The sequence below is a fragment of the Curtobacterium sp. VKM Ac-1393 genome (assembly GCF_015350995.1).
In the GTDB taxonomy this organism is placed as follows: domain Bacteria; phylum Actinomycetota; class Actinomycetes; order Actinomycetales; family Microbacteriaceae; genus Curtobacterium.
In genome coordinates this window covers 185023-205342 of record NZ_JADKRW010000006.1, presented here as the reverse complement: position 1 = coordinate 205342, position 20320 = coordinate 185023, and the positions used below count along the sequence as shown (strand labels likewise).

Below are 20320 nucleotides of genomic sequence, written 5' to 3'. Positions count from 1 at the left end.
AGTGCCCGTGGACCTGTGGAGGGGCACGCGGGTGTCGGTCGTCACGGCTACCCTGGTCGCGTGGTCACCGCCCTGTATCGCCGTTACCGGCCCGAGAACTTCGCCGAGCTGATCGGGCAGTCGCAGGTCACCGACCCGCTGCGCACAGCGCTCCGCACCAACCGCGTCAACCACGCCTACCTGTTCAGCGGCCCGCGCGGCTGCGGCAAGACGACTTCGGCCCGAATCCTCGCGCGGTGCCTGAACTGTGCCGAGGGCCCGACCGACACCCCGTGCGGCGTCTGCCCGAGCTGCGTCGAACTCGCGCGTGACGGCAGCGGTTCGCTCGACGTCATCGAGATCGACGCCGCGAGCCACAACGGCGTCGACGACGCGCGCGACCTGCGCGACCGCGCCGTGTTCGCCCCCGCGCGCGACCGCTACAAGATCTTCATCCTCGACGAGGCGCACATGGTCACCCCGCAGGGGTTCAACGCGCTGCTCAAGCTGGTCGAGGAACCGCCGGAGCACGTCAAGTTCATCTTCGCGACGACCGAGCCCGAGAAGGTCATCGGCACCATCCGGTCGCGCACCCACCACTACCCGTTCCGGCTCGTGCCGCCGGCGGTCATGCTCGAGTACATCGAGCAGCTCTGCACGCAGGAATCGGTGTCGGTCGCCCCCGGCGTGCTGCCCCTGGTCGTCCGTGCCGGCGGTGGTTCGGTGCGCGACACCCTGTCCCTGCTGGACCAGCTCATGGCGGGCAGCGAAGACGGTGCCATCGCGTACGAACGCGCCGTGGCCCTGCTCGGCTACACCGACGCCGCGCTCCTCGACGAGGTCGTCGACGCGCTCGCCGTGGCCGACCCGGCGTCGGCGTTCGCCGCGATCGACCGTGTGGTGCAGACCGGTCAGGACCCCCGTCGTTTCGTCGAGGACCTGCTCGAGCGCCTGCGTGACCTGATCGTCGTCGCGGCGACGAACGAGAGCGCCGCCGCGGTCCTGCGCGGTGTCTCGCCGGACGAGCTCGACACCATGACCCGGCAGGCCGGCGTGTTCGGCGCGACCGGGTTGTCCCGGGGCGCGGACATCGCGAACAAGGCCCTGACCGACATGACCGGAGCGACGTCGCCCCGGCTGCACCTCGAGCTCATGACCGCGCGCATGCTCGTGCCCGAGGCCGACGACACCCAGCGTGGTGCCCTCGCCCGGGTCGAGCGGCTCGAACGTCGGGTCGGTGTCGGGGACGCCGGCGGCCACCAGGCGCCGACCGGTGCGGTCGCAGCACCGGCTTCGGCACCGGTCGCGGCCCCGGCTCCGACGCGGCAGGCCGCAGCCCCTGCACCGGCGTCGCGGCCCCACGAACCCGCCGCGCAGCAGGCGCCCGCGACGACACCTGCGACCGAGCCGGCTCGGCCCTCGGCGCAGCCCGACGCCGGCGCCGCCGCACGTGACGCCGCGGCGTCGTGGGCCGCTGCCGTGCCGGGTGCTCCGGCGGAGTCGGCTGCGACCACCCCCGCTCCGGCGGCTGCGGCGGCTGCGACCCCCGAGCCCGTCAGCCCGTCGTCGACGGGACAGGGCACGACGATCGGCGACGAGCCGGCCGTCCGGGTCGTCGGCGCCGTGGGCTTCCAGCAGATGCGGGACGCCTGGCCGCAGATCGTCGAGCACGTCCAGCACGCGAAGCGCTCGGCCTGGTCGGTCGTCGTCACCGCGCAGGTCACCGCGCTGCGCGACGACGTGCTGACCCTGACGTTCCCGAGCCAGCAGGACGTCGCCTCGTTCAAGGAGATGTCCGACCCCTCGGCGAGCGTCAGCGAACTGCTCCGTGCGGCGATCATGGACGTCATCGGACTCCGCGTGAAGTTCGTCGCCCGCGGCCCGGGCGGCGCAGGCGGCTCCGGCGGGCCCGGACAACAGCGTCCGTCGGCTCCGTCGCAGCAGCCGTCCGCCCCCGCGAACCGTCCGGCCGCAGCGAACCAGCCCGCCGCGCAGCCGCCCGCGTCGTCGGCGCCGAAGTCCGCCGCCGCTGCTCCCGCTTCTGCTCCCGTCGAGCCCGAGCCCGTCGCCGCGGAGCCGGCGGCCGAGTCGGCCCGTTCTGCCGAGCCCGCCCGCGCTGCCGAGCCGGAGCTGCGTCCAGCGTCGTCGTCGTCGTCGGCACCGTCCGGAGCACCCGTCACCGACTGGGCGGTCGCGACGATCCCCGCCAGTGACCCGACGGCCGATGCCGTGCCAGAGTCCGTCGAGCCCAGCTGGGCAGCACCCTTCGGCACCGCTCCGGCCTCGGCTCCCGTCGCCTCGGCGGACCCGGTCGCGCCGCAGCAGTCCGAGGCCGAGGCGCCCGCGCAACCCGCCGGTGCCACCGCACCGCAGGGGGTGGAGCCGGCCACCCGGGGACCGCAGGCCGCGTCGACGACGGCTGCCGTGCCTCCCGGGGGACCCGCCGTACCCGGTGCGCCCGTCGTGCCGGGCGTGCCGGTGGACGACTACCCGCTCGACGACGAACCGTACGACGACGGCGCGCCGTTCCCCGACCCGGGGGCCAGCCGCGGCCAGCGGACCCCGCCGACCGCGCCGCCGGCGCAGGCGACCGCACCGCCGGCGCAGGCGCAGGCAGCCCCGCGCCAGCAGGCGGCGCCGCAGCAGAGCGCCCCGCGGACCGCACCACCGGCCCGTCGTGCGCCGGTCGCCGGCCGGTACGGCGAGGCCGTCGTGCGTGAGATCCTGAACGCCCAGTTCATCGAGGAGACCGCTCTCCACCAGGACGGTGCCTGATGTACGACGGGATCGTCCAAGACCTGATCGACGAGTTCGGCCGGCTGCCCGGCATCGGACCGAAGTCGGCGCAGCGCATCGCGTTCCACATCCTGCAGACCGAGTCGTTCGACCCGTCGCGGCTGTCAGAGCTGCTGGCGGACGTCAAGGAGCGCGTGCGCTTCTGCGAGGTCTGCGGCAACGTCACCGAGAACGTCCAGTGCAGCATCTGCCGCGACCCACGCCGGTCACCGGCCACGATCTGCGTCGTCGAAGAGGCGAAGGACGTCGCGGCGATCGAGCGCACCCGCGAGTTCCGCGGGCTGTACCACGTGCTTGGCGGTGCGATCAGCCCGATCGACGGCATCGGCCCGGACGACCTGCGGATCCAGCAGCTCATGACGCGTCTGGCCGACGGCACGGTCGAAGAGGTCATCATCGCGACCGACCCGAACCTCGAGGGCGAGGCCACAGCGACCTACCTGAGCCGGCTGCTCGTGCCGATGGGGATCCGGACGACCCGGTTGGCCTCGGGGCTGCCGGTCGGCGGTGACCTGGAGTACGCCGACGAGGTCACGCTCGGCCGTGCCTTCGAGGGCCGTCGCGTCGTCGGCGGCTGAGCCCCACGCAGGATCGTTGCGTCTGAGCCGGCTCGCACGCAACATCCTCGAAACACCGACTACCATTGTGAGACCGCGTGACCTCGCGGTGTCGCCGTCTCCGGGAGTACCAGCCAGTGGCCTTGATCGTGCAGAAGTTCGGTGGATCCTCCGTCGCGGACGCCGAGAGCATCAAGCGCGTGGCGAAGCGGATCGTCGAGACGAAGAAGGCCGGCAACGACGTCGTCGTGGCGGTCTCGGCCATGGGCGACACCACCGACGAACTCGTCGACCTGGCGCACTCGGTCACCCCGATCCCTGCCGGCCGTGAGCTCGACATGCTCCTCACCGCGGGGGAGCGCATCTCCATGGCACTGCTGGCGATGGCGATCAAGAGCCTCGGGGTCGAAGCCTCGTCGTACACCGGCAGCCAGGCGGGCATGCTCACCGACGCGCAGCACGGCAAGGCGCGCATCGTCGACGTCACCCCGAAGCGCGTGCGCGAGGCGCTCGACTCCGGGCACGTCGCGATCGTCGCCGGGTTCCAGGGCTTCAACCGCACGACGGGCGAGATCACCACGCTCGGCCGCGGCGGCTCGGACACCACGGCCGTCGCCCTCGCCGCAGCACTCGACGCCGACGTCTGCGAGATCTACACCGACGTCGACGGCATCTTCACCGCTGACCCCCGCGTCGTGCCGAAGGCCCGCAAGGTCGACCGCATCACCAGCGAGGAGATGCTCGAGCTCGCCGCGTCCGGCGCCAAGGTCCTGTACATCCGCGCCGTCGAGTACGCCCGTCGTCACGGCGTCACCCTGCACGTCCGGTCCTCGTTCAACAACACCGAGGGCACCATCGTCTACAACCCTGCCGAGGGGGAAACCGTGGAAGAACCGATCATCACCGGGATCGCCGGAGACCTCTCCGAGGGGAAGATCACCGTCGTGGGCGTCCCGGACCAGCCGGGCAAGGCCGCCGAGATCTTCACCAACGTCGCGCGCGCCGGGGCGAACATCGACATGATCGTCCAGAACGTGTCGGCGGCCTCGACCGGGCGGACGGACATCTCGTTCACCCTGCCGAAGGACCAGGGCCAGACCGTGCTGACGGCGCTCGAGGTCGCGAAGTCCGACATCGGGTACGAGAGCATCCAGTACGACGACCAGATCGGCAAGCTCGCCCTGGTCGGTGCCGGCATGCGCACGAACGCGGGTGTCTCCGCCAAGCTCTTCCGTGCCCTGCACGACGCGTCGATCAACATCGAGATGATCTCCACCTCCGAGATCCGCATCTCGGTCGTCACCCGCGCCGACACCCTCAACGAGGCGATGCGGGTCGTGCACAACGCGTTCGACCTCGACGCCGATGCCGAAGCCGTCGTCTACGCCGGCACCGGCCGCTGACCCACGCTGACCCGCTGAACCAGGAGCACCGCATGAGCACCCTCACCGTCGCCGTCGTCGGCGCCACCGGACAGGTCGGCGCCGTGATGCGTCGTCTGCTCGAGGAGCGCGCGTTCCCGGCCGACCAGGTCCGGTTCTTCGCGAGCGCACGGTCCGCCGGCACGACGCTGCCCTTCCGTGGCGAGCAGATCGTGGTCGAGGACTCCGAGCTCGCCGACCCGTCGGGCATCGACATCGCGCTGTTCTCGGCCGGGGCCACGGCGTCCCGCGCCCTCGCGCCGAAGTTCGCGGCCGCGGGGGCACTCGTCGTCGACAACTCCAGCGCCTGGCGCATGGACCCTGAGGTCCCGCTCGTCGTCAGCGAGGTCAACCCGCACGCGATCGACCAGGCGCCGAAGGGGATCATCGCGAACCCCAACTGCACCACCATGGCGATCATGCCGGTGCTCAAGGTCCTCGACACCGAGGCCGGGCTCCGTCGACTCGTCGCCACGACCTACCAGGCCGTCTCGGGTTCCGGGCTCGCGGGCGTCGAGGAACTGCTCGGCCAGGCGCGTGCCGCGCTCGAGCAGGACACTGCCGCGCTCACGCACGACGGCTCCGCCGTCACCTTCCCCGAGCCGGTCAAGTACGTCCGCCCGATCGCCTTCGACGTCGTGCCGCTCGCCGGCAGCATCGTCGAGGACGGCCTCGGCGAGACCGACGAAGAGAAGAAGCTCCGCAACGAGAGCCGCAAGATCCTCGAGCTGCCCGACCTGCTCGTCGCCGGCACGTGCGTGCGCGTCCCGGTCTTCACCGGGCACTCCATCTCGGTCCACGCCGAGTTCGAGCGTCCGCTGTCGCCCGAGCGTGCGACGGAGATCCTGTCGAGCGCGCCCGGCGTGGAGCTCTCCGACGTCCCGACGCCGCTGCAGGCCGCCGGACAGGACCCCGCGTTCGTCGGGCGCATCCGTACCGACCAGTCCGCACCCGAGGGTCGCGGGCTCGCGCTGTTCGTCAGCAACGACAACCTGCGCAAGGGCGCGGCACTCAACGCCGTGCAGATCGCCGAGGCGATCGTCGCGCGCCGCACCGTCGCTGCGTAGCGGGGTCGGCACCGCGCGCGGCTGACCGCCCTGTCGGCGGACGCCGGTAGGATCGACGGGTGGCAGTGAAGCAGGTGGATCCGATCGATGTCGTCCTCGTCGGGGGAGGCATCATGAGCGCCACCCTCGGCGCGATCATCCACCGACTCGAGCCCTCGTGGCAGATCCGCGTGTACGAGCGCCTCGGCAGCGTTGCGCAGGAGTCATCGAACCCCTGGAACAACGCCGGCACCGGGCACTCCGCGCTCTGCGAGCTGAACTACACACCCGAGCTCGCCGACGGCCGCGTCGACATCGCGAAGGCCGTGACGGTCAACGAGCAGTTCCAGGTCTCGAGGCAGTTCTGGTCGCACCTGGTCGAGACCGGCGCGCTGCCCGACCCGTCGAACTTCATCAACCCGACGCCGCACATCTCCTTCGTCTGGGGCGCCGACAACGTCGAGTACATGCGCAAGCGGTACGAGGCGATGCAGGGCCACCCGCTGTTCGCCGGCATCGAGTTCTCCGACGACCCCGCCCAGATCCGCAAGTGGGCACCGGCACTCATCCCCGGCCGCAAGAAGGACCAGCAGATCGCGGCGACCTACTCGGCAGCGGGCTCCGACGTCGACTTCGGGTCGCTCACCCGCCAGCTGTTCGACCAGCTCGAGCTCGACGGGCTCGAGTTCGAGCCGAACCACCAGGTGAAGAACATCTCGCGCGGCAAGGACTTCGACGGCTGGGCGCTCGACGTCCTGAACGAGGTCGGCCGGTCGACGCAGAAGATCGCCGCGAAGTTCGTCTTCGTCGGAGCCGGTGGTGGCGCCCTGCAGCTCCTGCAGAAGTCGGGGATCCCGGAGATCCGCGGCTACGGCGGCTTCCCGGTGTCCGGTGAGTTCCTGCGCACCGACGACCCCGAGGTCGTGCAGAAGCACGCTGCCAAGGTGTACGGCAAGGCCAGCGTCGGTGCGCCGCCGATGTCGGTGCCGCACCTCGACACCCGCATCGTCGACGGCAACGCCTCGCTCATGTTCGGGCCGTACGCCGGGTTCAGCCCGAAGTTCCTGAAGCAGGGATCGCTGCTCGACCTGGTCAAGTCGATCCGCCCGCACAACCTGCGTCCGATGCTCAGCGTCGCGTTCTCGAACTTCGACCTGGTCCGCTACCTGATCGGGCAGCTGCTCGCGTCGAAGCAGACCAAGTTCGACGCGCTGCGCGACTTCATGCCGAACGCCGAGCCGGAGAACTGGCACAAGATCATCGCGGGCCAGCGGGTGCAGGTGATCAAGCCGGACAAGGACAAGGGCGGCGTGCTGCAGTTCGGCACCGAGGTCATCACGGCTGCTGACGGAACCATCGCCGGGCTCCTCGGTGCCTCGCCGGGGGCGTCGACCGCGGTTCCGATCATGCTCGGCCTGCTCCGGAAGTGCTTCCCCGACCGCTGGGACGGCTGGCAGGACACGGTCCACGAGATGGTCCCCACCTACGGGCAGGACCTCGGCGACGACGCCGCACTGGCCGACGCCACCCTGGAGCGCACGGCGAAGGTGCTCGGCCTGCACCACTGATCGCCGGCACGGCTTGCGGGTCGTTCGAACATGTGTTCGAATGGCGGCATGCGGTGGAGTGGACAGGCGATCGATGCCGAGCAGAGCGACGCCCTGCCGGGGATGGAGTCGAACAGTGGCTTCGTCCGGAGTGTGACGACGCCGGAGTTCGCCGGGGTGACCTTCCACGAGGTCCTGGCGAAGAGTGCGCTGAACCGGGTGCCGAGCGCCGACGGGTCGGGGACGTACGGGTGGACGATCAACCCGTACCGAGGGTGCAGCCACGCGTGCGTCTACTGCTTCGCGCGGCCGACGCACACCTACCTCGAGTTCGACGGCGGCGCCGACTTCGACCAGCAGATCGTCGTGAAGACGAACGTGGCCGACGTCCTGCGCCGCGAGCTCGGCAAGCCGACCTGGGACCGGCACCCGATCGCGCTCGGCACGAACACCGACCCGTACCAGCGCGCCGAAGGTCGGTACCGCCTGATGCCCGGGGTCATCCAGGCGTTGGCAGACAGCCGCACGCCGTTCAGCATCCTGACGAAGGGCACGCTGCTCCGGCGCGACCTGCCGCTGTTGGTCGAAGCGGCGAAGGTCGTGCCGGTGGACCTCGCGATGTCGATCGCCGTGTACGACGACGACCTGCAGCAGTCGGTCGAGCCGGGCACCCCGACGACGGCGGCGCGACTCGCGACGGTGCGGGCCATCCGCGACGCCGGTCTGGACTGCGCCGTGTTCCTGATGCCGGTGTTGCCGTACATCACGGACACCCGCGCGCACCTCGACGACGCCGTCGGTCGTGCCGCCGCGGCCGGTGCGACGAGCGTCACGTACTCAGCACTGCACCTGCGGCCTGGCGTGAAGCCGTGGTGGTTCGAGTGGCTCGGGCGGGAGCGGCCCGACCTGGTCGCCCGGTACCGCGCGATGTACCTCGACAACACCTTCGCGCCGAAGGACTACCGCCGGTGGCTGTCGGAGCGCATCCGGCCGATCCTGGCGGCGCACGGTGTCGGTCTCGGGCGCGTGGACCCGGCGACCGGTTCGATGGGGTTCTCCGATCGGTCGTCGCTGCCGCAGGAGCAGTCGGTCCCCACCACCTCGCCGCTCAAGCGCGCCGATCCGGGGTTCGACCGCAGGCTCCTCCGACCGGTCGCGACGCAGACGTTGTTCTGAGCACCGAGGCGTGCGCGTTCGGGGGACAGCGGCACGTGGCAGAGGCCGGTATCATCGAGCGGGTCGCCGAACGGACGCTGTTTCGGGGTACACGGTCAGCACCGGGGTGTTTGATCGTGGGCGGCATTCCCGCCACCCGGAAGGACCCATCTCGTGCTCGGCATCCCCACGCACCTCGCACCGCGGGTGAACGCGTGGTCGACGGTGCGTGCCTTCCACGCCGGAGCGATCGGGTCGTTGGTCGCCGCGGTGATCGCCCTGCTGCTCTACCGGGTGTCCGAACCCGACGTGCAGGTGATCGGTGCGGTCCTGGCGCTCATCCCGATGCTCGGCATGATCGGGGTGCACGTGCAGTTCGGCACGTGGCGCTCGGCGATCGCGTTCCTGGTGGTCGGCGGCGTCTGTGCCTGGTGGTTCGCCGTCGTGGTCCAGCAGCAGGTCCCCACGGGCTGGGTCACGTCGTACCTGCTGTCGCTGTCGGTGATCCCACTCATCCTGGTCGGTGGTGCCGGTGCGGTGCCGAGTCGCGTTGTCCTGTGGTCCTTCCTCGGCTTCGTGACCGGACGGCTCGCGACGTGGATCGCGATCGTCCAGACCGACAGCCCGCCGCGTCCCCTGGTCCTCGCCTGGGTCACTCTCGTGTTCGTGGTCGGACTCGTGCTCTTCACCAGCCGCAGCACCGGTCGGTCCGAGCGGGTGCAGCCGGAGCTGCTGCGGTCGGCGCGCGAGGAGCACGTGTCCGCGTACCGCGCCGGGGTCGAAGCCGAGGCAGCCGCGATCCTGCACGACACCGTCCTGAACCACCTCAACGCGATCGCCCTGGCCCCCGACGGTCCGATGGACCCGCACCTCGCCCGGACCGTCGAGGCCGACGTGGCCGTGCTCACCGGCAAGGGGTGGCTCGCCCCCGCCGCGCAGCAGCGGTCCGGCGCAGCGGTCGACGCCTTCTCGGCGATGGTCGAGGAGCACCGCACGCTCGGGCTCGACGTCACGGTGTCCGGCGACCCCTCGACGCTCGACCGGCTCGACCAGCGTGCGGTCACGGCGCTCGTCAGGGCCGTCGGGCAGTGCTTGGCCAACGTCCGCAAGCACGCCGGTACCGACGCAGCCGAGGTCAGCGTGTTCGACGACAGTTCCTCGTGCACCGTGATGGTGGTCGACGACGGCCGTGGCTTCGACGAGGACTCCACGGGTGCGGACCGGATGGGCCTTCGCGGATCGGTGCGCGATCGCATCGGTCGGGTCGGCGGGGACGTGCAGATCTGGTCGTCGCCCGGGTCGGGCACCAGCGTCATGATGACCGTGCCGTTCGGGCCGGTCACCGGCGCGATGAGCGCGGTGGTCCCCGACGAGGTCGGCGGCGCGCACGGGGCCGAGCGGTGACCGGCACGACCGAGTCCCGCCGGACCGCCCAACAGTACGACCCGCTCGGCGCGATGGGGTCACGCCCGCTCGCCATCGGGTTGGGCGCGGTGAGCATCGTCTGGGCGCTCCTGGTGTCCGTGTTCGACCGCGACGTCGTCGGCAGCCCGACCCTCAGCGCCCTGACCGTCATCCTCGTCGCGGCGTCGGCAGCCGTGGTGTTCGCGGCCTCGAGTCCGTTCCGTGCACCGTTCCCGCGGTGGGCGTTCGTCGCGCACGTCGGCCTGCTGGGCCTGGCGTCGGTGGCGAGCGTCGCGGCGCAGTGGGGCCCCGACCGCAGCGCGCTGAACGACTTCATGTCGCTCATCACGGCGACCGGCATCGTGATGGTCGCGCCGTACCGACCGTGGACGGACCTGACCATCGGGGGAGCCCTGCTCGCCGTGGTGAACGCCGTCACCTGGGGCGTCGCAGCGGCGACGTTCCCGCACGAGGTCCCCGTCCCCGTAGCAGCGTTCCTGGCGGCGGCACCGACCCTCGTGCTCACCGCCGCGTCCGCGGTCTTCGCGTGGACCTTCGCCGGGCTCGCCGAGCGGGTGCAGATCCGGGCCGGTTCCTACTCGGTCGAGCGCGCGGAGCGGGACGGCATCGCGGCGAGCGTGCAGCAGGACCGGTCGACGATCCTCACCCGCGACGTCGCTCCGTTCTTCGCCGAGCTCCGCACGCGCGAGGTCATCTCCGACGCCGATCGTGAGCGTGCCCGCCTGATCGCCGACGGCATCCGGCGCGCGATGGTCGCCGACGCCGACCGCACCTGGTTCGAGCAGGCCGTGCGGGCGGAGGGCGGAGCCGCCCCGATCGTCGACGACCCCGACGGGCTCGCCGCGATGCTCGACGCCGACCAGCGCTCGGTGGTGCGGACGTTCCTGCGGGCGGCGTTCCGCGCCTCGACCGTCGATCCGGCCGGGTTCCGGGCCACGGTCCGGCGCACGGCCGCGCCGGACGACGCAGCCAGCCGGAGCGACGTGGCCAGCCGGAGCGACGGACCCCGCGCCGACGCCGTCCGCGCCGACCCCGCCCGCGCCGACCCCGCCCGTGACGCCCGCGTTCTGCTCGACCTCGACCTCGTCGTCGCCGACTCCGACATCGGCATCCACCGCACCTTCGACCCCTACTTCGCCGTCCTCCGTGTGACGTTCCCCGACCTCGACGTCGCGGTTCGTCCGTCCGCCCTCGCACTAAGGTTCTCCTATGACCAGCACTGACCCGAACCGGCTCACGGAGGGGTCCCCGTCCCTCCCGAACCCGGGAGCACGACGTGTGCGGCTGGCCATCCTCGACGACCACGAGGTGCTGCTGGACAGCCTGTCGAGCTGGATCGCGGTGAACGCGTTCGACTTCGACCTGGCCCTGACCGCGCACACCTGGCTCGAGATGGTCCACAGTGACAGCTTCCCGACCGACCTGGTGTTCCTCGACTTCCAGTTGAAGGAACCCGTGTCGATCGAGGCCCGCGTCCGCACCTGCCGTGCCGCCGGCGCGAAGGTGATCGTGCTCTCGAGCGTCGACAGCCGTGAGTCCCGCGACCGCGCCGTCGCGGCCGGCGCCGCGGCCTTCCTGTCGAAGTCGCTGCCGATGCGCGAGGTCATGGACGTCGCCCGCGAGATCATGGGCGTCGCCCGCGAGACCCCGCAGCCGCGCGAGTGGCGGCCGTTGCCGACGGGGGCCCAGGCCCACCAGCGTCCGAAGCTCAGCGCCGGTGAAGAAGAAGCCCTGCGTCTGTACGTGTCCGGCTACTCCACCAACGAGGTCGCCGCGCAGATGAACGTGCAGTACGAGACCGCGAAGACGTACCTGCGCCGCGTCCGCGAGAAGTACAGCAAGGTCGGCCGTCCCGCGTCGAAGAAGTCGGACCTGATCCGTCGTGCCGCCGAGGACGGGTTCCTCGCGTAGTGGCGAAGCTCTACTTCCGCTACGGCGCGATGAACAGCGGCAAGAGCACGGGGCTCCTGCAGGCTGCCTACAACTACGAAGAGCGCGGACACCGGGTCCTGCTCGCGAAGCCGGCGGTGGACACCAAGGGCGATCGTGAGATCGTCTCCCGCCTCGGCGTGACGCGGACCGTCGACCTGGTCTTCGCGCCCGACGCGGACGTCCGGTCCGCGGTCGCCGCCGCCGGTGCGGTCGACCCGGAGTCGGACCGGCTCGACGGCATGGCCCGTGCGGTCAGCTGCGTCCTGGTCGACGAGGCGCAGTTCCTCACCCCGCAGCAGGTCGACGACCTGCTGCGCATCGCGGTCCTCGACGAGATCCCGGTGATCACCTACGGCATCCGCACGGACTTCCGCACCGAGGCGTTCCCCGGCAGCGCCCGCCTGCTCGAGGTCGCGCACTCCCTCGAAGAGCTCAAGACCATCTGCCGCTGCGGTCGCAAGGCGGTCTTCAACGCCCGCACCGTCGATGGCCGGTTCGTGTTTGACGGCTCGCAGGTGGCCATCGACGGCGTCGACGTCGCCTACGAGTCGCTCTGCGCCAACTGCTACCTGACGGAGTCCGGCGGCCGGCTCGACGGCGCCTGAGCGGTCGCGCCCGCCAGCCGGTCACGACACCCCGCTCGGGTTCGTGGATCGGTCGCGTCGCGTCTGCGGTGCGCCCGCCGGGCGACCGGATGTGACCGGTCCGAGCGGTGCGCGCGGTGTGTCGTGACCGCTCGGCGTCCGAGACGGAACCGACAGACGGTCTGGAGGCGCGGTGCGGCCCCGCCACGGGCCTCCTGAATGTCTGTCCGGCGGTCAGTGCTCCCCGCTCGGGTTCGGCGAGTGGTCACGAGTCGTCGGCTGCGCGGCCGTTGGCCGACAGTGTGTGACCGGTCCGCGTGGTGCGCGCGGTGTGTTGTGACCGCTCGGCGTCCGAGACGGAACCGACAGACGGTCTGGAGGCGCGGTGCGGCCCCGCCACGGGCCTCCTGACTGTCTGTCCGGCGGTCAGTGCTCCCCGCTCGCGTCCGGCGAGTGGTCGGGAATGGTCGCTGGCGCGTGCCCGGTGGGCACCGCCGTTCCGGGCTCGTGGAATGCGTGTGCGCGGGCTCGCGTTGGGGACCACATGAGCGACGACACCCTGCACCTGTCCGTCCTGGACCTGGCGACGCGCGAGTACGGCCAGTCCAACACCGAGGCCCTGCAGGGCTCGATCGACATGGCGGTCCACGCCGAGAAGCTCGGCTACGAGCGGTTCTGGGTCGCCGAGCACCACGGCATGCCCGGCATCACCTCGTCGGCGCCCGCGGTCCTGCTGAGTGCGGTCGGCGCGGCCACCTCCACCATCCGTATCGGTTCCGGCGGCGTCATGCTGCCGAACCACGCCCCACTCGTCATCGCCGAGCAGTTCGGCACGCTTCGCGCGCTGTACGGCGACCGCGTCGACCTCGGGCTCGGTCGTGCTCCCGGCACCGACGGGGCGACCGCGATGGCGCTGCGCCGCACCGACCGGCTCGACGTCGACGACTTCCCGCAGCAGCTCTCGGACCTGATCGGGTTCTTCACCGGAATGTCCTCGGACAACCCGCTGTCGGGGATCCGCGCGGTGCCGGGCTACGGCGACGTGCCGGAGTTCTGGCTGCTCGGGTCCTCCGGGTACAGCGCGCAGGTGGCCGGGGCGCTCGGCGTCTCGTTCGCCTTCGCCCACCACTTCGCGTCGGACAACACCGAAGCGGCGCTCGCGTTGTACCGCGACTCGTTCCGCCCCTCGCGGTTCCGGCAGACGCCGAACGCGCTGATCGGCGTGCAGGTCGTCACGGACGACGACCCGGCGGTCGTCGACGAGCAGAGCGCCCCCGGGATGATCTCGTTCATCCGGATGCGCTCCGGACGGAAGCCCGAGCCGGTCTCGATGGACGAGGCCCGCGCGTACGAGTTCAACGACCTCGAGCGTCGGTTCATCGCGGCCCGCACCGAGCGGCAGGCCTACGGCACCGCGGACCAGGTCGCCGACAAGATCAACGCGCTCGTGGAGTCCACCGGGGCGAACGGCGTGATCGTCGCTCCCGGTGCGGCGCAGGCACGGTACCGGCACCAGGCGCTCGACGTCGTGGCGGCGCTGCACGCCGAGGGGCGGCTCGTCCGCGCTGGCGCGGCGGCGTCGGCGTCCGTCTAGTTCGGTCTCGTTCGTCGAGTGAGCAGAAGACGTCGGGTCGCACCCGACGTCTTCTGCTCATTCGATGGCACTGCGCCTCAGGTGAGCAGGCCGAAGCGCGTCGCCGCAGCCACGGCGCCGACCCGCGAACCGACGTCGAGCTTCCGGAACACGTTGTAGACGTGCCGCTTGACCGTGCCGATCGCGAGCTGCAGGTCCGCGGCGATCTCGGCGTTGGTGCGCGCGGCCGCCAGGAGCCGCAGGACCTCGAGTTCGCGGTCGCTGAGTGGTGACCCCGCGCGGTCCCCGGTGACGAGGTCGACCGGGAACGTCACCGGCGCGGCATCGGTGTGCGCGGCCCGGGCGATCCGGTCGACGAGATCGCGGCTCGGGGTGTCCTTCGTGACGAAGTCGACCGCGCCGGCGTCGAGCAGCGTCCGGCGAAGGACGGCGTCGCGGTGCATCGTGAGCACCACCACGCGGATGTCCGGACGGGTGCGGCGGACCGTGGCGATCGTGGTGCGTGCCGGCGGACCGTCGAGCTCGACGTCGAGGAGCAGGACGTCGATGGCGGCGGCCTCGGGGGAGTCGAGGACCTCGGACGGACGCTCGCCGTGTGCGACCACGCGGATTGTGGGGACGGCCGCGAGGATCGTGGCCAGCCCCTCGCGGAAGAGCCGGTGGTCGTCGACGATGGCGACGTGGGTGACGGTCACAGCGTGCCCCTCGGGATCGTTAGGCGGACGGTGGTGCCGGTCCCCGGGCCGCTCTCGACGCTCTCGACGCTCTCGACGTCGATCCGTGCGCCGATGACCGCGGCTCGCTCCCGCATGGTCTGCTGCCCGAGGCGTCCATCGACGGCGGCGGCGGAGTCGAAGCCCGGACCGTCGTCGGACACCGTCACGACGAGGGCGGCCGGGGTCCACGCGAAGTGCACCTCGGCGGCGGAGCCCGGTGCGTGCTTCCGCCGGTTCGTGAGCGCCTCGAGCAGGATCGTGAGCGCCTCTTCGGCCTGCCAGTTCGGCAGCTGATCGGGCGTACCCGTGCCGCTGAACGACAGGCGGTCGTCGTCGGGGAACAGGTCGCGGGCGTGCCGGGCGAGCGCATCGTCGAGCAGGGCGTCCCCGACGCGGGCGTGCAGGCTGACGGCGAGGTCCTGCACGTCGCCGAGTGCTCCGCGCAGCAGCCGTGCGGCGTCGTCGAGCTGGACGGCTCGTTCGCCGGCCGGGGGATCGGTCAGCAGCACGAGGTCGAGCCGCTGGAGCCCTGCGAGGATGCCGTGGGCCACGCGGTCGTGCAGGTCTCGGGAGATCTGCGTGCGGGAGTCCAGGTGCGCCGTCATGACGCGTTGGCGCAGTGCCTCGGTGTACGCGACGGCTCCGGCGGGGAACCGGCTCCAGATGCCCGCGTGCAGGGCTCTGGTGGCGCGCAGGACCTCGGCCGTGGACTCCGCACCGACCTCGTCTACGAACACCGGCAGGTAGGCGTCGAAGAGCATCTCCGCCGCGAGCATCGCACCGGCCGGGTGCTGGGACTGCTCGGCGTGCAGGGACCCGGTGGCCAGGTGGTCCGGATCGAGGTAGGCGCCGCTCACCACGCTGTCCTCGGCGCCGGCGGCGTAGCGCTCGTGCGCCTCGGTGATCATCGAGGTCACGTTGTCGACGAGGTTCTGCGTCAGGACCGGGTCGTCGGCGAGCTCCGGGAATCTTGCTCGGATCTGCTCGACCATCGGTGGGAGGTGCGCGCTCGGATACTGCATGACACGCTCAGGCTACCGCAGCGTGTCGTTAGCCAGCGAGCAGCGTCCTGCTCGCTGATCAGGGCACCAGCAGCACCCTGGCGATGGCGAGGAGCACCGGCACAGCGGAGACCACGACGAGGCCACAGCAGCGCGCCCAACACGGCATCTGCCGGCCGAGAGCTGTCGTGTACAGGAGCACCGTCGCAGCCGCGATGGCGGGGCTGATCGCGGACACGACCGAACCCGCCGGGTGCGGGCTGGTTGCCATTCCGAGCACCGCGAGGAGCGTCAGGAAGCCGAACAGTGCGGCGATCGGGATGACCGCGCAGAGCGACCCGACCGTGGCCCATCGTCGCCGGTCGGCCATCGTCCGCCTGGTCATCACCAGTCCGTAGATCAGTGACAGGACCGCGCAGAGGACCACCGGCAGGAACAGGTGCGGCAGCAGTCCTGTCCGGCCCGAAGAATGCGTGATGAACTGCGCAGCGCTGTGCGCGTTCATTGCACTCAGCACGAGTGCGGTGAGGAACGCGAGGACGGAGGCGACCCAGGACGGCATGGTCAGCCGCTGCTGCTCGTCGTGGCGCGAGGGACGAAGATCTCCATGGCGGTCGCGAGCGTAGCGGCCCTGGTGTCGCGCGGGTGTGCCGCGCGGCGCACGATGGGCCACCGGACACATCGGCGCCACGACGAGTGCCCCGATCCACCGTTCGAGACCTGCTGCGCTCCGGCTCGCGCGAGCCACGGCCGCACCAGCGATGCCTGCGGCAGCTGTGCGGCGGGAACTCGAGCGTTCCATCGTCGTCGACGTTGGCCGCGGGAAAGCAGAAGGCCCCGGTTCCGGAGAACCAGGGCCTTCTTCGTACTGTCTCAACACAGTGTCGGGGTGACAGGATTTGAACCTGCGACCTCCTCGTCCCGAACGAGGCGCGCTACCAAGCTGCGCCACACCCCGCGGTGTGATCACTCCGTACCGGAGCAACCCGACAATACTATCCGATGATCGAGGGTGCTCACGACCATCAGGCGAACTCCCGGGCGCGTCGTCAGGAGGTCCGGGCGGTGAGGGTCACGACGACGGCTTCGGGGCGGCACGAGAACCGCACCGGCGCGTAGATCGAGGTTCCGAGACCGGCCGAGACCTCGAGCCACGACCAGTGGTTCCGGTGCTCCCACTTGTGCAGTCCGCTGACGTACCGGCGGGGGAGATCGCTGTTCGTGACGAGCGCACCGACCCCGGGCACCTGCACCTGGCCGCCGTGGGTGTGTCCGGCGAAGATGATGTCGGCTCCCTGGGTGACGAAGGCATCGAGCACGCGTTGGTAAGGCGCGTGCGTCACTCCGATCGCGACGGGGGCGGGCCCGTCCTCGTCCTCAGACCAGGGGACCTCGCCGCGCATCTCGTCGACGTTGGTGGGGAGCAGGTCGAGCCGGTCCCAGTCGCGGTGCGCGTCCGAGGTGCCGAACAGCTCGAACCGGGAGCCGCGGAGCTCGATGGCGTGGGCGTGGTCGTTCAGGTCGAGCCACCCGAGGGACTCGAAGAACGCCGTCTGCCGGTCGATGTCGAGCTCGACGGGCTTCGCCTCGCTGTGCATGCGGCTCGGGCCGGAGAAGTACTTCAGCGGGTTGCGCGGCGACGGACCGAAGAAGTCGTTCGACCCGTAGGCGAGTGCTCCGGGGACACCACGGAACGGTTCGAGCGCGTACTCCACGGCTGCGTTCGCCGTGGGGTGCCCGAGGTTGTCGCCGGTGTTGACGATGAAGTCCGGCTCGACCAGGGACAGGTCGCGCAGCCACTGCTGCTTGTCGGCCTGCCACGGGGCCATGTGGATGTCGGACAGGTGCAGGACGGTGACGTCACGCGACCCTGGCGGGAGGACCGGGACGGTCTCCCACCGGATGCCGAAGCGCCGACGTTCGACGAGCGAACCCCAGGCGAACGAGGCGGCGCCGACGGCCGCGCCGGCTGCGAGCACCCCGAGCGCGGCGCGACCGCGGGTCACTTGCAGTCCTTGGGCGCCTTGCCGTTCTTGTCGCCGTACAGCTGGATCGTGACACCGGTGTTCTTGTCCGCTGCCGAACTGATCGCCGGGTCGACGGCCGCGACCTTGCAGGTCTTGTCGCCGCCGCCCTTCGCATAGTCGTCCGACACGTTGACGTTGCCGAAGCCAGCATCGTTCAGCGCGGAGCGGGCGTCGCCGAGCGAGTCGCCGCCGATCTCGGGCACGTTGGCCTGCGAGCCGTCCGAGGTGTACACGGTGACGCTAGAACCGCTGGACAGCAGCGCACCCGCAGCGGGCGAGGTCGATGTAACCGAACCGGGGTTACCGGTGCCGGCACGAGCTCCGCCGTCGACGTAGGTGAAGCCGGCGCCCGAGATCGCGGCGCGGGCTTCGTCAGCGGTCTTCCCTTGCAGGTTGGGGAGCGCCTTGGCGTTGCCTCGGATTGCCGACTGTTCCGGGTTGGTGAAGGCACCCGCCGGGTACGTGGCGTTGATCGGCGTCATCGCCTGCCGCCACACATCGGCACGAGAGCCCGCGTAGGTCCCGTTGACACCGTTGCTGTAGTGGCGGAGGTTGAACTTCTTGCCGTCCGTGTTGCCCTGCCAGTAGGCGGTGGCGACGCGCGAGCTGGCGCCGACGAGCCAGATCTGGTCAGCCTCGTCTGTGGTACCGGTCTTGGCGAACATCTGGGTGCCGTCTGCCGTCTGAGCGCCGCGCGCGGTCCCGCTGGTGATGGTGCCCTTCATGGCGTAGATAGCAGCCTGCGCGAATGCCGGGTCGACCGCCTGCTGGCAGTCCTTCGTCTGCCCACCGAGCTGCTTGCCGGACGGCGAGGTGATCTGGTCGATCGCGATCGGCTTGCAGTAGATGCCGTTGTTCGCGACGGCTGCGTAGGCGGCGGCCATCGTCATCGGGGCGATCTCGTTGGTACCGAGGATCGCGGACGGGTTCTGGTACTGCAGCTCGCCGCCGTCAGCACGGTGCACGCCGAGCGATTGCGCGATGTCCCGGATGTCGCAGAGATCGAGCTTCTGCGCCATCGACGCGAAGGCGCCGTTGATGGAACCCGCAGTGGCACCCATGACGCTGTAGTTGCCGTTCTCGCCGGGCGAGTCGTTCGACACGTCAAACTGCGTGCCGACCGTCTGACCGCAGATCGTCCACGGTGAGACCACACGAGCGGAACCGTTCACGGTCTCGTTCAATCCGTGCCCGGTCTTGACCCAGTCGAGCAGGGTGAAGAGCTTGTAGGTCGAGCCGGTCTGGAAGCCCCCGGAGTTGCCGTACTTGTAGTCGACGCTGTAGTTCAGGGACGTGGCCGTCGGCGCGGACTTCAACGACTCGTCGAAGTCCTTGTTCTGCGCCATCGTCACGATGCGCCCGGAACCGGCCTCGATCGAGTTGAGCGTCGCACCCAGGGCGAGGTTCGTCTCGGCCTTGTTGTCGTACGTGTTGAGGAGCTGCTTCTGCTCGGCGTTGAGGTCGATGTTCAGCGTGGTCTGGATCTTGTACCCGCCGTTCCGCCACGCGGTGTCGCGCGCTTTCTGGGACGTGCCGAGCTGCGACATCTCGAGCACGACCTTCTTGGCGTAGTCGCAGAAGAACTGCGAGCCGTCGCCGACCGACGCCCGGCACCCCTGTGAGGGCTGCGTCAGGTGTACGTAATCCGCGGGCTTCGACAGGCGGGCCGTGCGGTACTCGGCCTCGGTCAGGTTCTTCTGCGCGTACATCGAGCGCAGGATGACGTTGCGCCGGGCGACGTTGGCGTCGTACTTCTTCGGGCTCGACAGGTTGCGCGCCTCGGGGTACTGCACGATGGCCATGAGCGACGCGGCCTCGGCCGGGGTCAGGTTCGTGGCGCTCTTGTTGTAGTAGTGCTGGGCCGCGGCCTGCACGCCGTAGGTCTGGTCGCCGAAGTAGGCGATGTTCAGGTACGCGGTGAGGATCTGCTTCTTCGAGTACTTCTTCGCCAGCCCGATCGCGAGCTTCATCTCCTCGAGCTTGCGGGGGATGGTCTGCTCGACGGCGTCGTTGTAGGCCTGCTCCTGCTCCTTCTTGGTGGGGAGGTTCAGGGCCTCGGTCATCTTGATGTTGCGCACGAGCTGCATGGTCAGCGTCGACCCACCGCCCGAGTCGCCGAGCCCGCCGGCGATGCTGCCCACACCGGCACGGATGAGCGAGGTCATGTCGACGCCACCGTGGCTGTAGAAGCGCTTGTCCTCGCCGTCGATGGCCGCGTTCTTCAACTGGTCGCTGATCTGGTCGAACTTCAGCTCCTGGCGGTTCTGGTCGTAGAGCGTCGCGAAGTGCACCGACTTGCCGCCCGAGTACGCGTACAGCTCGTTGCGCTGCGGCAGGTCACCGATCTCGATGTACTCCGGCAGCGACTCGAACACACCGATCGTCGACGTCGTCGTGACACCGGCGACCGCGATGGCCGGGGTGACCCCGATCGTGACCAGCAGGCCGGCGAGGGCACTGAACCCGACGAATCCGATGAAGGCGCCGACTGCTGAGACGGGCTTGGTCCGCGAGGCAGACGTCTTCTGGGCAGACATAGG

General features: G+C 70.4%; 16 protein-coding genes and 1 tRNA gene. 11 read left to right on the top strand and 6 right to left on the bottom strand.

The features are described 5' to 3' along the window. Nucleotides 1-60 precede the first annotated feature (60 nt). From ITJ59_RS14550 to ITJ59_RS14500, 11 genes are all read left to right on the top strand, one after another. Nucleotides 61-2754 carry a DNA polymerase III subunit gamma and tau gene (locus tag ITJ59_RS14550; RefSeq protein ID WP_194652021.1) on the top strand — a complete coding sequence of 898 codons (2694 nt, stop codon included), beginning with the start codon at nucleotides 61-63 and terminating at the stop codon, nucleotides 2752-2754. Beyond that, entirely contained in the window at nucleotides 2754-3353 is a 600-nt protein-coding gene (gene recR / locus ITJ59_RS14545) for a recombination mediator RecR (RefSeq protein WP_194652020.1), read from the top strand. Before ITJ59_RS14550 ends, recR begins: the two co-directional genes overlap by 1 nt. Before the next feature lie 116 nt (nucleotides 3354-3469). Next, entirely contained in the window at nucleotides 3470-4735 is a 1266-nt protein-coding gene (locus ITJ59_RS14540) for an aspartate kinase (protein WP_194652179.1), read from the top strand. Nucleotides 4736-4767: 32 nt separating this feature from the next. Continuing rightward, nucleotides 4768-5820 carry an aspartate-semialdehyde dehydrogenase gene (locus ITJ59_RS14535; RefSeq protein WP_194652019.1) on the top strand — a complete coding sequence of 351 codons (1053 nt, stop codon included), beginning with the start codon at nucleotides 4768-4770 and terminating at the stop codon, nucleotides 5818-5820. Between the two features lie 59 nt (nucleotides 5821-5879). Next, entirely contained in the window at nucleotides 5880-7367 is a 1488-nt protein-coding gene (locus tag ITJ59_RS14530; protein WP_194652018.1) for a malate:quinone oxidoreductase, read from the top strand. Nucleotides 7368-7415: 48 nt separating this feature from the next. After that, on the top strand, nucleotides 7416-8522 hold the full coding sequence (locus ITJ59_RS14525) for an Rv2578c family radical SAM protein (RefSeq protein ID WP_194652017.1): 1107 nt from the start codon (nucleotides 7416-7418) through the stop codon (nucleotides 8520-8522). Nucleotides 8523-8675: 153 nt separating this feature from the next. After that, the gene (locus tag ITJ59_RS14520) at nucleotides 8676-9905 is read left to right on the top strand and encodes a sensor histidine kinase (protein WP_194652016.1); all 1230 of its coding nucleotides are present in this window, start codon (nucleotides 8676-8678) and stop codon (nucleotides 9903-9905) included. After that, nucleotides 9902-11149: a hypothetical protein gene (locus tag ITJ59_RS14515; RefSeq protein ID WP_194652015.1), complete on the top strand. Its 1248-nt coding sequence runs from the start codon at nucleotides 9902-9904 to the stop codon at nucleotides 11147-11149. Before ITJ59_RS14520 ends, ITJ59_RS14515 begins: the two co-directional genes overlap by 4 nt. Continuing rightward, nucleotides 11136-11837 carry a response regulator transcription factor gene (locus ITJ59_RS14510; protein ID WP_228511571.1) on the top strand — a complete coding sequence of 234 codons (702 nt, stop codon included), beginning with the start codon at nucleotides 11136-11138 and terminating at the stop codon, nucleotides 11835-11837. The genes ITJ59_RS14515 and ITJ59_RS14510 overlap by 14 nt, the downstream gene beginning before the upstream one ends. Further along, nucleotides 11837-12463, top strand: coding sequence for a thymidine kinase (locus tag ITJ59_RS14505; RefSeq protein ID WP_194652014.1), 627 nt, complete (start codon nucleotides 11837-11839; stop codon nucleotides 12461-12463). Before ITJ59_RS14510 ends, ITJ59_RS14505 begins: the two co-directional genes overlap by 1 nt. Nucleotides 12464-12986: 523 nt before the next feature. Further along, nucleotides 12987-14036: an LLM class flavin-dependent oxidoreductase gene (locus ITJ59_RS14500; protein ID WP_194652013.1), complete on the top strand. Its 1050-nt coding sequence runs from the start codon at nucleotides 12987-12989 to the stop codon at nucleotides 14034-14036. Between the two features lie 77 nt (nucleotides 14037-14113). Here ITJ59_RS14500 and ITJ59_RS14495 read toward each other — a convergent pair whose 3' ends face one another. The 6 genes from ITJ59_RS14495 to ITJ59_RS14470 form a co-directional block, all read right to left on the bottom strand. After that, nucleotides 14114-14731 carry a response regulator gene (locus ITJ59_RS14495; protein WP_194652012.1) on the bottom strand — a complete coding sequence of 206 codons (618 nt, stop codon included), beginning with the start codon at nucleotides 14729-14731 and terminating at the stop codon, nucleotides 14114-14116. Further along, nucleotides 14728-15774: a sensor histidine kinase gene (locus ITJ59_RS14490; RefSeq protein ID WP_194652011.1), complete on the bottom strand. Its 1047-nt coding sequence runs from the start codon at nucleotides 15772-15774 to the stop codon at nucleotides 14728-14730. The genes ITJ59_RS14495 and ITJ59_RS14490 overlap by 4 nt, the downstream gene beginning before the upstream one ends. A 58-nt stretch (nucleotides 15775-15832) precedes the next feature. After that, nucleotides 15833-16315 (bottom strand): hypothetical protein, encoded by a 483-nt coding sequence (locus ITJ59_RS14485; protein ID WP_194652010.1) that lies wholly within the window; start codon nucleotides 16313-16315, stop codon nucleotides 15833-15835. A 322-nt stretch (nucleotides 16316-16637) separates the two neighbouring features. Further along, nucleotides 16638-16711: transfer RNA gene (locus tag ITJ59_RS14480), tRNA-Pro, on the bottom strand. Nucleotides 16712-16802: 91 nt separating this feature from the next. Continuing rightward, nucleotides 16803-17759: a metallophosphoesterase gene (locus ITJ59_RS14475; RefSeq protein ID WP_194652009.1), complete on the bottom strand. Its 957-nt coding sequence runs from the start codon at nucleotides 17757-17759 to the stop codon at nucleotides 16803-16805. Then, nucleotides 17756-20317 carry a transglycosylase domain-containing protein gene (locus ITJ59_RS14470; protein ID WP_194652008.1) on the bottom strand — a complete coding sequence of 854 codons (2562 nt, stop codon included), beginning with the start codon at nucleotides 20315-20317 and terminating at the stop codon, nucleotides 17756-17758. The genes ITJ59_RS14475 and ITJ59_RS14470 overlap by 4 nt, the downstream gene beginning before the upstream one ends. Nucleotides 20318-20320 lie beyond the last annotated feature (3 nt).